Below are 14,641 nucleotides of genomic sequence, written 5' to 3' on the forward strand. Positions count from 1 at the left end.
ATCTGTGGGACTAAGCTATAACTATGCAAAACTATCCGCTTTTATCCTTAATAAACTCGCCGGACGATCTGCGCCTGCTGAGTAAGGAACAATTACCTCAGGTTTGCCATGAGTTACGCGAATATTTACTGGAAAGCGTCAGCCAAACCAGCGGCCACCTTGCTTCCGGATTAGGTACGGTAGAATTAACCGTAGCGCTGCACTATGTATTCAAAACGCCCTTTGATCAACTGATTTGGGATGTGGGGCATCAAGCCTATCCCCATAAAATTCTGACCGGTCGCCGCGATCAGATGTCGACAATCCGTCAGAAGAACGGCTTACATCCTTTTCCATGGCGGGAAGAAAGCGAATTTGACGTACTAAGCGTCGGCCACTCCTCCACTTCCATCAGCGCAGGTTTAGGTATCGCCGTTGCGGCGCAAAAAGAAAATGCCGGGCGCAAAACCATCTGCGTTATCGGAGACGGCGCCATTACCGCCGGTATGGCCTTTGAAGCGATGAACCATGCCGGCGCTCTGCACACGGATATGCTGGTTATTTTAAACGACAACGAAATGTCCATTTCGGAAAATGTCGGAGCCCTGAATAATCATTTGGCTCGTATTTTCTCCGGTTCCTTGTATTCCTCGTTCCGCGACAGCAGTAAAAAAATTCTGTCCAATGTGCCTCCGATCAAAAATTTCATGAAAAAAACCGAAGAGCATATGAAAGGAGTGATTTCTCCAATCAGCACTTTGTTCGAGGAATTGGGCTTTAACTATATCGGCCCGATTGACGGTCATAATATCGAGGATTTAATTGCGACCTTAAATAATATGAGTTCCCTAAAAGGCCCGCAGTTTTTACATATCCGCACCAAAAAAGGCAAAGGTTACGCCCCAGCGGAAAAAGACCCTATAGGTTTTCACGGCGTACCTAAATTCGATCCCCATATCGGTCAATTACCGAAAACGAATGCCAAGCCGACCTATTCGAAAATCTTCGGCGATTGGCTGTGTGAAATGGCGGAACAGGATCCGAAGCTCATAGGCATTACCCCGGCAATGCGAGAGGGTTCCGGTATGGTGGAATTCTCCAACCGCTTCCCCGATCGCTACTTTGATGTGGCTATTGCCGAACAGCATGCGGTAACCTTTGCCGCCGGCCTGGCCATCGGCGGATATAAGCCGGTCGTGGCGATTTATTCCACCTTTCTGCAGCGCGCTTATGATCAGTTGATTCATGACGTCGCCATTCAAAATCTTCCGGTGTTATTCGCCATTGATCGCGCAGGGGTTGTCGGCGCGGACGGACAAACCCATCAGGGCGCCTTCGATATCAGCTTTATGCGCTGTATTCCGAATCTGATTATTATGACCCCGAGCGATGAAAACGAATGCCGAAATATGCTTTATACCGGCTATAAATGCGGAAAACCGGCAGCGGTGCGCTATCCGCGCGGTAATGCCCGGGGCAGCCGAATCGAACCTTTAACCAAGCTGGAAATCGGTAAATCCCGCTTGATTCGTCAAGGGGAAAAAATTGCCATCCTTAATTTCGGCACCTTGCTGGAAGAAGCGCTATGCGTTGCGGAAAATTTAAATGCGACCCTGGTTGATATGCGTTTTGTCAAACCCTTGGATACGGAGATGGTGGCTCGTCTGGCGCAAAGCCACGAATTACTGGTTAGCTTGGAAGAAAATGCCATACAGGGCGGTGCCGGTAGTGCCGTAGCCGAAACCCTGAACAAGCGGCAACAAAATGTGAAACTGTTGCAACTGGGTTTACCGGATTGCTTTATTCCGCAGGGTACGCAACAAGAAATACTGGCGGAACTGCAGTTAGATAAGCAAGGCATTGAAATGCAGATAAGTAAATTTTTAAATAATTCTTAATTTTTTATTAAATATTTGAACTTTTCGCTAAGTTATCAGTCTGATTAATTGCTAGTGCACTGCAATCTGCAGTTGTCTTTTTTTAAAGATCTTTCTTAATTATTAAGACCTCCCCGCTATCCGTTTTCGGATAGCGTTTTTTTATTCTCGCAGTTTAATTCATCATTCAAGGAAGATAAGGATGAAAAAATTCAGCGCCATTATACAGTCATTTCTTGCTCTCCCATTTGCCGCCTTGTCCGTTTATTTGCTTTATCATCAAAACCAGTTAATCATTGAGGGAAAACGCCCCTATATTTTCTTTACCCCGAAGGTTGTGGCTTCAAAAACCGTTCCGCAGGGGCTGGAATTTCAACTGGTGGTAGGAAACTACGGCGAAGGTACGGCCATTATCGACAAGTTTTCGATAATAAGCGCAGGAAAGACTTATACTTCCGATCTCGGCTCCCAATGGAAAAATATTTTGCACCAACATGGCATTGCGGAACAATGTCCCATGAGCGAGGGTTGGTTAATTAAAGGATCGGTGTTAAGCAGCGGGCAGGAAGAAGACAAATTTCTTAGTTTAATTTATTCGACGAATAATTCTCAGATAAAACAACAATGTATTGTTCCTTTCGTTAATATGCTTAAAGAAGGGAAAATAAAAATAAAACTAAAATATCGCTCCATTTATAAAGACTATGATGATGAATTGACTATTCAATACGACTTTTCTCCGGTATTACCGCTATTAATCTAATACAGTAAAACATAAAAAAAGGACGCTTTTCAGCGTCCTCATTTTGCAGACTTTAAAAACTTAAAGTGCAGATTTTGCTTTTTCAACTAATGCGGCAAATGCCACTTTGTCGAAAACTGCGATATCGGCAAGAATCTTACGGTCGATTTCAACGGAAGCTTTTCTCAAGCCGTTGATAAATTTGCTGTAAGATAAACCGTTCTGACGGGCTGCGGCGTTGATACGCGCAATCCATAGCTGACGGAACTGACGTTTACGTTGACGACGGTCGCGGTAAGCATACTGACCTGCTTTAATCACAGCCTGGAACGCAACGCGATAAACGCGTGAACGCGCACCATAATAACCTTTGGCAGCCTTAAGAACTTTCTTATGGCGTGCTCTTGCAATAACACCACGTTTTACACGAGCCATTATTTAATCTCCTATTGTATAAATTAACTAAAAATAAACTAATCGTACGCTCGTGCTTATGCGTATGGCAGGCACGCTACGACTAAAACCTGATCGGCTTTCGCCACCATTGATTTATGACGTAAATGACGTTTACGTTTAGTGGTTTTTTTAGTCAAAATATGACGTAAGTGAGATTGTTTACGTTTGAAACCGCCTGACGCTGTTTTTTTGAAACGTTTGGCAGCACCACGTACTGTTTTAATTTTAGGCATTGTTAAAAAAACTCCGCATTGTTTGGGTTAATACATAATAATCGGGCGAATTAAAGTGCGGTAAAAACTTTTCAGATTTTGACCGCACTTTTTAATTACTTGCTAAGCACCGACTATTTCTTTTTAGGGGCAAGCACCATCACCATCTGTCGGCCTTCGAGTTTACCCGGTGCGGATTCCACCACCGCTAACTCTGCCAGATCGTTTTTAATTCGTTCCAGCATTTCAGTGCCGATTTGCTGATGAGCCATTTCACGACCGCGAAAACGTAATGTAATCTTAGTCTTATCCCCATCTTCTAAGAAGCGAATCAGGCTGCGTAGTTTTACCTGATAGTCGCCTTCATCAGTACCGGGACGGAATTTGATTTCCTTCACCTGTACAACTTTCTGCTTTTTCTTCTGCTCTTTTGCCGTCTTACTCTTTTCGTAAAGGAATTTCCCGTAATTCATAATACGGCACACCGGCGGTTCTGCGTTAGGGCTAATCTCAACCAGATCCAGTGAAGCCTGTTCGGCCATATCCAACGCTTGTTGAATTGATACGATACCCGCCTGTTCACCCTCTTGGTCAATCAGACGAACCTCTTTCACTCTAATCTCTTCATTAATACGATTAGGACGATTAGCCACCGGGGCTTTTTTTAGGGTTTTAATAATATTGTTCCTCTAGTAAGTTTATCCGCTATCCTGCTGCGGCGCAGAAGATAAAAGCTTGCTCCAAGCGAGCAAAAACGCGGAAAATTTTAATGGATTTTTGCTGATTATGCAATTGAATTTAATGCTTGCAGCCAATAAAAAGCACAGGGAAGGTATTTTTTTAGTTGAGGCGAAACAATATCGCACTATCGGCAAAGAATAAGCTTAGGACGGAGTAAACATAAAATTGCCGTTCACAAGGAACGGCAAAAGAAAGCAAGCATAAGCGAGAAATTATTTAGAATCGTAGGTTCCCACTAAATAAGCCTGATCAAGGATATGTCCCTGCATGGCGAAATGCAGATCATTATAGCGGAATCCCGGTTTTAAATTGAGCTTGGTATCCAACGCATACACATAAAGCTCGTAACGATGGGGTTTATTCGGTGGTGCCATGCCGCCGTAGCCGGAAGCTTCTTTAATCGAAAGGTTATTGATTTTACTGGCCCAGCTGTTTGCCCCCTGAACGAAATCCTTAGCGGAAATACTTTCGTTTTCCTTCACGGAAGTACGTTCCAAATCGGCGATTAGCCAATGGGTCCAGACAAATCCCGCCACTTCCGCCGCATCTTTATCTTCAAAAACCACAGCGAAAGATTTGGTGTTTTCAGGGGCGTTTTTTATTTCGAAAGGAATGGAATAAGAAGGCATACCGTTCGGGCTGAATTGGGTACCGCGTTTACCGAATTTATCCGCAAATTTGCCGTCCACAATGGCGGAGCTGGTTACTTCCATGGCTTTATCCTGAATATGGATCATAATGTCCTTATCCTCCGGCAGATTATTCTGCACCGCCGCCGAACCGAGTTGGGGGAACAGCAGTGCGGATAATGCCAAAGCCCCTACGCCGCGAAGCGTTTTTTTGATACTTTTCATAGATCTCCTTATCTTTTTAGCTAAAAAAATCCTATCCTTAAGTCAAGGACATTTATTTAGACGAAAAACGAACAAAAATCTTACAATCGATTCTGAATAAGACCAAGGGCAAGCTGCTCTATATCCGCTTTCCGGTATAGCACCTCAAGCCAAGGGGAGGGAATATTCTCCACCCCGTAATAAGCGCCGGCAATCTGACCGCAAATGGCGGCATTGGTATCCGCATCATCACCCAAGTTAGCCGCAGCCAAAATCGCCGCACGGAAATTATCCGTATGCCAAAAGGCCCAGAGTGCCGCTTCCAAACTGTCAATAACATAACCGGCACTGCCCACTTGATCAGCGCACTTGGTTTTAAACAGTCCTTGGCAAATGTGCGTTAATGGCTCAAAACGTAGGGCGTCATTGTCTTCAAACAGATTTTGTTTTTTTCTGCCGGCAAAAATACGTGAAATCAGCAAAGCGAAATATTCACAGGATTGAACCGCTTCCTGCGAAGCATGGGTGGTTTTAGAGCTTAATCCGGCGTATTTCACCATTAATTCCGGCGCTCGATGATAAAAAAGCAATACCGGAATCAAACGCATTAGCGAACCGTTGCCGGAGTAGCGGGACGCGGTATTTAAACTATAGGGCCTAGGTTTTTTTCTAAATTCTCCCAGTGCCATTGCCACCTGTTTTCCCATACCGAAAGCTCTGTCCAAGCTGGAGTTTATCCCCGTACTTGCCCACTGATAATAGCGCTGTAACTGATCGTAGGGGTCAAATCCGTTTTTAGCGATTAAACTTTCGGCCAGGCAAATGGCCATGGAAGTATCGTCCGTCCATTTTCCTTTTGCCAGACGGAACTTCCCCCCGCCCTGCATATCGGTTAAGGGCTTAAAACGCGTTCTGGGCAAAAATTCCACCCGCGCCCCTACCGCATCACCGCAAGCCAAACCCAAAAAAGCGCCGACGGCTCGGGCTTGTATATCCATCTCTTTTTCTCTCTTCCGGTAAATTAAATATATTTACCTATTTACCTATATAGAAAAAACCGCACTACATAAAGTGCGGTTGTTTTTCGGCGAGTTTTTTAGGCTTCGTTCAGTAGCTTCAGCGCGCGGTTTCTAACCTGATTTTTCAGAATTTCAATAAATTCGTCCACATTGTAGGAACCGAGATCTTGGCCTTTACGGGTACGAACCGCCACTTTACCCGCTTCGATTTCCTTATCGCCGCATACCAGCATATAAGGAACGCGACGTAGGGTATGTTCGCGAATTTTGAAACCGATTTTTTCATTACGTAAATCCGATTTCACCCGCAGTCCCGCATCGGATAGTTTTTTTACGACCTGACTGACATAATCGGACTGAGAATCGGTGATATTCATCACCACCGCCTGCACCGGCGCCAACCAAGGCGGGAAGAAACCGGCATATTCTTCGGTGATGATACCGATAAAGCGCTCGATGGAACCTAAAATCGCACGGTGGATCATAACCGGGGTTCTGCGTTCGTTATCTTCCGCCACATAGGAAGCGTTTAAACGGCCCGGTAAGGCAAAGTCAAGCTGTACCGTACCGCACTGCCATTCGCGATTCAGGCTGTCGCGCAGGGCAAATTCCAGTTTAGGCCCGTAGAAAGCGCCCTCGCCTTTCTGTACTTCATAAGCCAGATTGTTATGGGCCAGAGCTTTGGCTAAGTCCGCCTCGGCGCGATCCCACATTTCATCGGAGCCGATACGTTTTTCCGGACGGGTGGACAATTTAACGTAAATATCGGTAAAGCCGAAGGTGCTGTAAATATCGTACACCATACGGATACAGGAGGTTACTTCGCTTTCAATTTGATCTTCGGTACAGAAAATATGAGCGTCGTCCTGCGTAAAACCTCGTACCCGCATTAATCCGTGCAATGAACCGGAAGGTTCGTTACGGTGGCAGGAACCGAATTCCGCCATACGCAGCGGCAGATCGCGATAAGATTTCAAGCCCTGATTAAAAATTTGTACATGGCCCGGGCAGTTCATCGGTTTAATCGCATATTCGCGGTTTTCCGATGAGGTGGTAAACATCAAATCGCCGTAATTCTGCCAATGTCCGGTACGTTCCCATAATACGCGGTCCATCATAAAAGGACCTTTTACTTCCTGATAGTCGTATTCTTTCAGTTTGGTGCGTACGAAGGTTTCCAGTTCGCGGAAAATTGTCCAGCCGTCGTTATGCCAGAAAACCATGCCCGGCGCTTCTTCCTGCATATGATAGAGATCGAGCGCTTTACCGATCTTACGATGATCCCGTTTCGCCGCTTCTTCCAGACGTTGTAAATATTCGGCCAGCTGTTTTTTATCCGCCCATGCGGTGCCGTAGATACGCTGTAACATTTTATTTTTGCTGTCGCCGCGCCAATAAGCCCCTGCGACTTTCTGCAATTTAAAATGCTGACAGAAACGCATATTCGGCACATGCGGGCCGCGGCACATATCGATATATTCCTGATGATGATATAAGGCCGGACGGGCGTCTTTTGCAATATTTTCATCCAGAATCGCCATTTTATAAGGCTCGCCGCGTTTTTCGAAAGTATCGCGCGCTTCTTGCCAGCTAACCGGTTGTTTTATTACCTCATAATTGGTCTTCGCCAGTTCGTGCATACGTTTTTCCAGTGCATCCAAATCTTCCTGGCTTAAAGAGCGGTCCAAATCCACATCATAATAGAAACCGTTTTCAATGGTCGGCCCGATGGCCATTTTTACATCGGGGAAAAGTTGCTTAATCGCATGGCCCAGCAAATGTGCGCAGGAATGACGGATAATTTCCAGACCGTCTTCATCTTTGGCGGTAATGATTTCTAAACTGCTGTCCTGTTCGATTAAGTCGCAAGCGTCGCGACGAACGCCGTTTACACGGCCGGCAATGGTGGCTTTGGCAAGGCCCGCTCCGATATTCTGCGCCACTTCCAGTACGGTAACGGGTTTATCAAACTGACGCTGAGAGCCGTCAGGTAAAGTTATAATTGGCATGTTAAATCCTTATACAGTGGTAACCCATACGCAAGGTTACTTGTTTTGATGAAAAAGTTTTGCTTTATCCGCAAGGGGGTTATCCGTTGCGCCGAAATAAAACAAGGGATACGCAATCCCTTGTGATAAAGCCTGAGTCGAAGTGCCGAAGGCACCTTACTTGTGATTACACCCACAATTGTGTAATAAAAGTGCGGTTATTTTAACATATTTTTTCTCAGATGTTATAAGGCCTTTTCGCTATAAAGGTCGATAGCGCTGAGTTTCGCCATGGCGGCGGTATAACGGGCGATTTTTGGCGGAAATACCAGCCCTTTTACGCAGGTTAGATTACGCAACATCGGGAACAATTGAATATCTTCCAAGGATAATTTTCCCTGTGCCGCCGTATCGCTTAAAATCAAGGGTTCAAGTTCGGCTAAATCCTGCTCCAGTCTGTGGAGGTATTGTTGCGTATCCGCCATATTGCGAGCGAAGTCGCCGATATATTCCTGTTTTTTGGCGACAAAATAATCCACTGCGCTCTGGGTTTCAAACTCGGCTAAACCGAGGTGAATAAAGCGGGGAAGCAATAAATGATTATAATATTCGCCGACCTTTTGCATCCAATCCGATAATGCCGGGCGAACCTCTTCAGAAAGGATTTTGCGACCGAACTGCCGATCAATATAATCGACGATATCCAAACTTTCCGCCATTGCCGTACCATCCTCTTTCTGCAGAATAGGTACCATTTTTCGTCCCACCAGTTCGACGGGCGTTTTCTCATCGTCATTGGCCAACTGAATAAGTTCCAGCGCAATATTTTTTAGGCCGAAAATCATTCTGGCGCGTACGCAAAACGGGCAATGATCATAAACATATAATTTCATTTTTAGCTTCCTTATGTTCGCAATAAGGCCTCCATTTAAGCGGTTTTTCCGTTTTATTTCAAGATTATTCGCGTTTTTTGATTTATCTCACAGATTATTCGAGCGATACCTTTTATCATGCAAATACAGCTAACTATCCTTTGGACGGAGGCGGATATGTGGAAATCAGTTTCTCAGGTTCTGGCGGACCAGTTCGGTGCTTACTACAATATCAAAGAGAAAGCGAAGGTTCATCACGGCGAAATGCACGAATCCTGGCTTATCAACGATCATATCCAGCCGGTTTTCGTTAAGAGTAATGAAAAATCCTATCGTTCCATGTTCCGTGCCGAAGCCGATCAATTGGCCTTACTGGCCGCCACTAATACGATTCATGTGCCGCAAGTGTACGGGGTCGGCTGTTCGCAAAACCATAGTTTTCTCTTGCTGGAGGCGCTGCCTATTGAGGCCGTTGAAGAAGATGCCATGGCAGAATTCGGGCGCCAACTGGCACGCCTGCATCAATCGGGAGCCACCCAGAAATACGGTCTGGAATTTGATACCTGGCTCGGCCCGGTTTATCAGCCTAACGAATGGAAAACCAACTGGGCGACCTTTTTTGCCGAACAGCGTATCGGCTGGCAGTTGCAGATTTGCAAAGAAAAATCCATCCAATTCGGCGATATTGATGAAATTATCCGAACGGTAGCGGCGCGTCTGGCTAAACATAAGCCTCAACCGGCTTTGTTACATGGTAACTTATGGATTGAAAACTGCGCTAAGGTCGGCAATAAAATATTTACTTACGATCCCGCCTGTTATTGGGGGGACAGAGAATGTGATTTGGCGTTCAGCGAATTATTCGAACCTTTTCCGGCCTCTTTTTACCGCAGCTATCAGCAAAGCTATCCGCTGCCTGAAGGTTATCAGGCCCGTAAACCTATTTATCAGCTCTATTATCTGTTAAACTTCAGCCACCGTTTTAACGGAAACTATATAAACCTGACCCGTAAAATTATTAATTCATTATCCTAAGGGAAAACAATGTCAATAAAAGCTGTAATCTTTGATATGGACGGCGTGCTGATCGATTCCGAACCTGTGTGGAAGCAATCCGGCGTCGATGTATTCAATTCCTTCGGTATTCCCGCCACCTGGGACGATTTAATGGCCCTGACCGGAACCCCGGCGCTAGGTATCGTCAAAGCCATTTACGCCAAATATAATGCGGAGCCGATGCCCGTTGAGGAAATGGCGGCGCACCTGAACGAATATGCGATTGCATCGATTCTGGCTAAAAAGCCCTTAATCGAGGGGGTGAAAGAAACGCTGCAAAAATTGGCCGACCTCGGTTACAAAATGGCGGTGGCTTCCGCCTCTCCGCGTAAACTCTTGGAGGAAATTACCAAAAGCTGCAATATCGAAGCTTATTTTTCCTACCTCTCTTCCGCCACTGAACTCAGCTATAACAAACCCCATCCGGAAGTTTATCTGCATGCGGCTAAAATGCTGAATGTTGCGCCGGCGGAATGCGTCGGAATTGAAGATTCCATCGTAGGTATGACTGCGGTAAAAGCCGCATCGATGAAATGTATCGTCATTCCCGGCATTTTAGATAATAAGGATCCGCGCTGGTCCTTAGCCGATGTAAAATTAAACGCCTTATTGGAAATCGATCAGGCCTTGTTGCAGCGGCTTGCTCAAAAATAATTTCTTCCGCACTTAATAAATGCGATAAAACTAAAAAAGCGGGATATTCCCGCTTTTTAATAAGGATTGTTAAGTTTGTTTAGAGCGCTTATAAACGACTCTTATTCGGACGTTGTAACCAGTTTAACAACAGATTATCCGCGCTTTCTTCCGCTTGCTTACCGAATTTCTGCAACAGTGATTTTTTCTGCGCATATTTCACCCCGATAACGGATTTTTCTTTAATTGCCGCTAAGATAATATCGTCGCTGGTAGCAATTTCGTCCACCAAATTCAGCGCCACGGCCTGTTGACCGAACCAATGCTCACCGGTAGCGATTTTATCGATTTCTACCTGCGGGCGGTTTTGAGCAACAAAGGTTTTGAACAAATCATGGGTTTCTTCCAGCTCCTGCTGAAATTTCTGCTTGCCTTTTTCGCTATTTTCGCCAAGCAGGGTCAGGGTGCGTTTATATTCTCCCGCCGTCATTACCTCTACATCCACATCATGTTTCTTTAATAAACGATGAATATTCGGCACCTGCGCCACCACGCCGACGGAACCGACGATTGCAAAAGGTGCGGCGACAATTTTATCCGCCACACAGGCCATCATATAACCGCCGCTGGCCGCCACCTTATCTACCGCAACAGTTAATTTGATGCCCTTTTGCTTTAAGCGACTAAGTTGCGAAGCCGCCAATCCGTAGCCGTGCACCACGCCGCCCGGACTTTCCAAGCATAATAACACTTCATCTTTTTCCGGGTCGGCGACGCTCAGCACCGCACTGATTTCTTCCCGCAATGCTTCCGTTTGCGAAGCCTGAATATCGCCTTTAAAATTCAGCACATAAACACAAGGCTTATGAGCGGGACTTTCCTCTCCGCGTTTCAGTCTGGCTTTTTCCTCTTTTGCCTTAGCCTTTTCCGTCTTTTTCTGCGCCTTTTCCGCCCGTTTAAATTCTTCTTCGCTCAGGTGAAAATCCTGCATTATTTTGCAGTTATCCCGATATTCCTGTGCCAGATCCCTCAACTGTAATTCGCCCTGCACGCCCTGTTTTTTGTGCTTCAAACTAATAACCAGGGCAAAAACGGCGGCGATAACCAATATCAGGGTTAAAATTTCTAAAATAAAAATACCGTATCCGACCAGAATTTCAGACCACATACCTTCTCCTTTAAATAACGAAAATAAGCGCTTATAATAACCGATTCGAAACCAATAGCAAATTAGCGCGCCCTTTCCTATAGGACAAAAATAACGGGCGCCCGCAAAGGACGCCCATTTGTAACGCTAGCCGTTCCGGCGCTTAATTAATGTTTGGTTTTTAATACAAAGGAAAATTCACTGCCCTGCCCCGGTTCGCTTTCGATATTCAAGCAAGTCCCATGCTGTTCCAAAGCATGTTTAACAATAGCCAGCCCCAAACCGCTGCCGCCCGTGGCGTTACTGCGCGATTCGTCCACGCGGTAGAAACGCTCGGTCAAATGGGGTAAATGGGCTTCATCAATACCGACGCCGTTATCCTTCACGCTGAATTTCGCCCCTTTCTCACAAGCTTTCCAGCTGATTTGAATCTCCGAACCCGCTCCGGAATGCTTAATGGCATTAAAGATTAGGTTGGAAACCGCACTTTGCAACTGGTTTTCATCTCCCCAGACCTTTATCTCCGGTTCGATATCAAAGTGAATATGGTGATCGTTCTCATTTAATAATGCGGTACTTTTTTGTAGAGAATTAATTAGCTCTGACATATTCACTTCCTGATGCTCCAGATTATTCGAACCTTCAATTTTGGCCAGAATATTCAGCTGTTGCAGCAGATTCGCCATACGTAGGGTTTGCTCGCGCATGGCTTCGATGGCTTTTTTATGTAATTCTCCGCTCTGACTGTCGAATTCCAGAATCTCCAAATAGCCTTGTAATACTGTTAGCGGCGTACGCAATTCGTGATTCATATTGGCCAGAAAGGTTTGTCGCGAGGAAATCAGGCTGATCATCTGGGTTACATCGCGGCAGATAATCATTAAGCTGTCGCTGTCATAGAGGCTGATATTGATTTCCACATAGCGCTTTTCATGGGTAATAATCACCAGCGGACGCTGATGTTTCGATTGGTGGAAATAATTTTTAAATTCCGGATAAAAAATCACGCTGAAAATATTTTTACTGACCTTTTTCGACCAGTAAAAGGAAAATAACTCCTGCGCCGCATTATTGCACCAGCTAATTTCTCCTTCTCTGCTGCAGATTATCACACCGTCCGGCAAATATTGAATATTGCGGTTTAACTTAGATAATAGACGCAAGGCTTTAATTTTATCTTTTTTCGTTTTCTTTTTACTGAAAGCCACGGTTTGCGAAAAATTATCCCAGGGGGTTAATATTTTTTTACCCTCCGCTTTAGGATTAAGGAGCTGTAACAGGCTGTATTCGTTGTTATGATGCCAGATCAGCAATAAAATCAATATCACAATGAACCAGAATTCAAAACTCTTGGCAAAATAACCGAACAGCAAGGCAACGGCCACCGCTGCGATAATTTCCAGCAGAAAATGCTTATAGGAAAATTTGAATTTCATGCCAGTCCGCTCTCCCTTACTTAAACCATACTGCGCTAAACAGTATCCGCACTTATCCTAATGATTGGAAAACCGATACCCGCTGCCGCGTACGGTCTGGATATATTGTTCGAACCCATAGGGTTCCAGGCTTTTACGTAAACGGCGAATATAAACGTCTACGGTTCGGTCTTCCACATAGATATCGTCCCCCCAGATGGAATCGAGCAGTTTTTCACGGCTGTAAACTTTTTCCGGGTGAGTCATAAAAAATTGTAATAATTTATACTCGGTGGCGCTCAGCTCAATTTGACATTGTTGATAACTGACCCGCTGCGCCTGACGATCCAGCACCAAACCGTCAATATCAATAAGATCATTGGGCAGTGCATAGCTGCGGCGTAGTACCGCTTCAATCCGAGCCAATAGAACCTTAGGCGAAAAAGGCTTACTGATATAATCGTCCGCCCCCGCATTTAAGCAGGTGATACAGTCGTCTTCGGCACTGCGCGCGGTTAGCATAATCACCGGAATCGACTGGGTTTCCTCCTGTTTTTTCAAGTACTGAATCAGATGAATCCCGGAACGGCCGGGCAACATCCAATCCAGTAGAATCAACTGAGGTTTTTCCGCCAACTTATGCAATGCACTCTGATAATCTTCCGATTCGATAACCTGATACCGGTGTTGTTGTAAAAACAGAACGATCATTTCACGAATCGCCCGTTCGTCTTCCACCACTAATATTTTTTCATTCATAGTAAATCCTTATCCGGAACCATCCGGCAAGGAAATTAATCCTTACCCGACATGAAAGAGCGGTCAAAAAAACCGAAGTTTTTATTCGAACCGGCGACGAACGGAGATTTACCCTTGCTTTCCGCATTAACCCATACGGCCGGAAATATAATCTTCGGTACGTTGCTCTTTCGGTTGATTAAATACCTGTTTGGTTTCGCCGAACTCAATCAGCTCGCCCAGATACATATAGGCGGTATAGTCGGAACAACGCGCCGCCTGCTGCATATTATGGGTAACGATAGCCACGGTATAATCATGTTTTAATTCGGAAATTAATTCCTCAATTTTAACGGTGGAAATAGGATCCAGAGCGGAACAGGGTTCGTCCAGTAGCAGCACTTCGGGTTTAATCGCAATGCCGCGCGCAATGCACAGACGTTGTTGCTGTCCGCCGGACAGGCTGTCGCCGCTCTGATTCAGTTTATCCTTAACTTCGTTCCATAGGGCCGCTTTGGTTAGGGCCCATTCCACCCGTTCGTTCATTTCCGCCTTGCTCAGTTTTTCAAATAAACGGATACCGAACGCCACATTGTCATAAATCGACATCGGGAAAGGGGTAGGTTTCTGAAAAACCATGCCTACTTTAGCACGAATAATAGAAATATCCGTGTTGGTGGTTAATAAATTTTCACCGTCCAGATTGATTTCTCCCGTCGCCCGCTGAGTCGGATAGAGTTCGAACATACGGTTGAAAGTGCGTAACAGGGTGGATTTCCCGCAACCGGAAGGACCGATAAAAGCGGTTACTTTATTTCTAGCGATACGCATATTAATCTCTTTCAGCGCATGAAAATCGCCGTAGTAAAAATTTAAATTATTGACCGCAATTTTAGTTTCTGAAAGATCCGGGATTAAGTTATGCATAAAAAT

15 protein-coding genes are annotated in these 14,641 nt (G+C 45.3%); 4 read left to right on the top strand and 11 right to left on the bottom strand.

Annotation, left to right across the window (positions count from 1 at the left end):
* Window positions 1-23: 23 nt before the first annotated feature.
* Both dxs and EDC45_RS04255 read left to right on the top strand, forming a co-directional pair.
* Entirely contained in the window at window positions 24-1,877 is a 1,854-nt protein-coding gene (gene dxs / locus EDC45_RS04250) for a 1-deoxy-D-xylulose-5-phosphate synthase (RefSeq protein WP_166635104.1), read from the top strand.
* 181 nt (window positions 1,878-2,058) lie between these two features.
* A complete protein-coding gene (locus tag EDC45_RS04255) occupies window positions 2,059-2,619 on the top strand; it encodes a hypothetical protein (protein WP_133543788.1) in 561 nt (186 codons plus the stop codon).
* A gap of 60 nt (window positions 2,620-2,679) precedes the next feature.
* On the opposite strand, the gene rplT is transcribed toward EDC45_RS04255, so the two are convergent.
* The 7 genes from rplT to grxB all read right to left on the bottom strand — a co-directional run bounded on the left by rplT (window position 2,680) and on the right by grxB (window position 8,740).
* Window positions 2,680-3,033, bottom strand: a complete 354-nt coding sequence (gene rplT / locus EDC45_RS04260) for a 50S ribosomal protein L20 (protein WP_005700416.1) — start codon at window positions 3,031-3,033, stop codon at window positions 2,680-2,682.
* A 56-nt stretch (window positions 3,034-3,089) separates the two neighbouring features.
* Window positions 3,090-3,287 carry a 50S ribosomal protein L35 gene (rpmI, locus tag EDC45_RS04265; RefSeq protein WP_005596065.1) on the bottom strand — a complete coding sequence of 66 codons (198 nt, stop codon included), beginning with the start codon at window positions 3,285-3,287 and terminating at the stop codon, window positions 3,090-3,092.
* 113 nt (window positions 3,288-3,400) lie between these two features.
* On the bottom strand, window positions 3,401-3,919 hold the full coding sequence (infC, locus tag EDC45_RS04270; protein WP_341777536.1) for a translation initiation factor IF-3: 519 nt from the start codon (window positions 3,917-3,919) through the stop codon (window positions 3,401-3,403).
* 300 nt (window positions 3,920-4,219) lie between these two features.
* A complete protein-coding gene (locus EDC45_RS04275) occupies window positions 4,220-4,720 on the bottom strand; it encodes a YbhB/YbcL family Raf kinase inhibitor-like protein (protein WP_133543930.1) in 501 nt (166 codons plus the stop codon).
* 221 nt (window positions 4,721-4,941) lie between these two features.
* Complete coding sequence (locus tag EDC45_RS04280; protein ID WP_133543792.1) at window positions 4,942-5,838, bottom strand: ADP-ribosylglycohydrolase family protein; 897 nt, start codon at window positions 5,836-5,838, stop codon at window positions 4,942-4,944.
* 98 nt (window positions 5,839-5,936) lie between these two features.
* Window positions 5,937-7,868 carry a threonine--tRNA ligase gene (gene thrS / locus EDC45_RS04285; protein WP_133543794.1) on the bottom strand — a complete coding sequence of 644 codons (1,932 nt, stop codon included), beginning with the start codon at window positions 7,866-7,868 and terminating at the stop codon, window positions 5,937-5,939.
* A gap of 224 nt (window positions 7,869-8,092) precedes the next feature.
* Complete coding sequence (gene grxB, locus EDC45_RS04290; RefSeq protein ID WP_133543796.1) at window positions 8,093-8,740, bottom strand: glutaredoxin 2; 648 nt, start codon at window positions 8,738-8,740, stop codon at window positions 8,093-8,095.
* A gap of 156 nt (window positions 8,741-8,896) precedes the next feature.
* On the opposite strand from grxB, the gene EDC45_RS04295 reads away from it, so the two are divergent.
* Entirely contained in the window at window positions 8,897-9,754 is an 858-nt protein-coding gene (locus EDC45_RS04295; protein WP_133543798.1) for a fructosamine kinase family protein, read from the top strand.
* Window positions 9,755-9,763: 9 nt separating this feature from the next.
* Entirely contained in the window at window positions 9,764-10,429 is a 666-nt protein-coding gene (hxpB, locus tag EDC45_RS04300) for a hexitol phosphatase HxpB (RefSeq protein WP_133543800.1), read from the top strand.
* Between the two features lie 88 nt (window positions 10,430-10,517).
* Here the strand turns inward: hxpB and sohB are convergent, their stop codons facing one another.
* From sohB to pstB, 4 genes are all read right to left on the bottom strand, one after another.
* Complete coding sequence (sohB, locus tag EDC45_RS04305) at window positions 10,518-11,576, bottom strand: protease SohB (RefSeq protein WP_133543802.1); 1,059 nt, start codon at window positions 11,574-11,576, stop codon at window positions 10,518-10,520.
* Between the two features lie 146 nt (window positions 11,577-11,722).
* The gene (phoR, locus tag EDC45_RS04310) at window positions 11,723-12,991 is read right to left on the bottom strand and encodes a phosphate regulon sensor histidine kinase PhoR (RefSeq protein ID WP_133543804.1); all 1,269 of its coding nucleotides are present in this window, start codon (window positions 12,989-12,991) and stop codon (window positions 11,723-11,725) included.
* Window positions 12,992-13,048: 57 nt separating this feature from the next.
* The gene (gene phoB / locus EDC45_RS04315; RefSeq protein WP_133543806.1) at window positions 13,049-13,729 is read right to left on the bottom strand and encodes a phosphate regulon transcriptional regulator PhoB; all 681 of its coding nucleotides are present in this window, start codon (window positions 13,727-13,729) and stop codon (window positions 13,049-13,051) included.
* A gap of 126 nt (window positions 13,730-13,855) precedes the next feature.
* Window positions 13,856-14,635: a phosphate ABC transporter ATP-binding protein PstB gene (gene pstB / locus EDC45_RS04320; protein ID WP_133543808.1), complete on the bottom strand. Its 780-nt coding sequence runs from the start codon at window positions 14,633-14,635 to the stop codon at window positions 13,856-13,858.
* Window positions 14,636-14,641: the final 6 nt, after the last annotated feature.

Origin of the sequence: Mesocricetibacter intestinalis (assembly GCF_004363295.1) — a bacterium.
In the GTDB taxonomy this organism is placed as follows: domain Bacteria; phylum Pseudomonadota; class Gammaproteobacteria; order Enterobacterales; family Pasteurellaceae; genus Mesocricetibacter; species Mesocricetibacter intestinalis.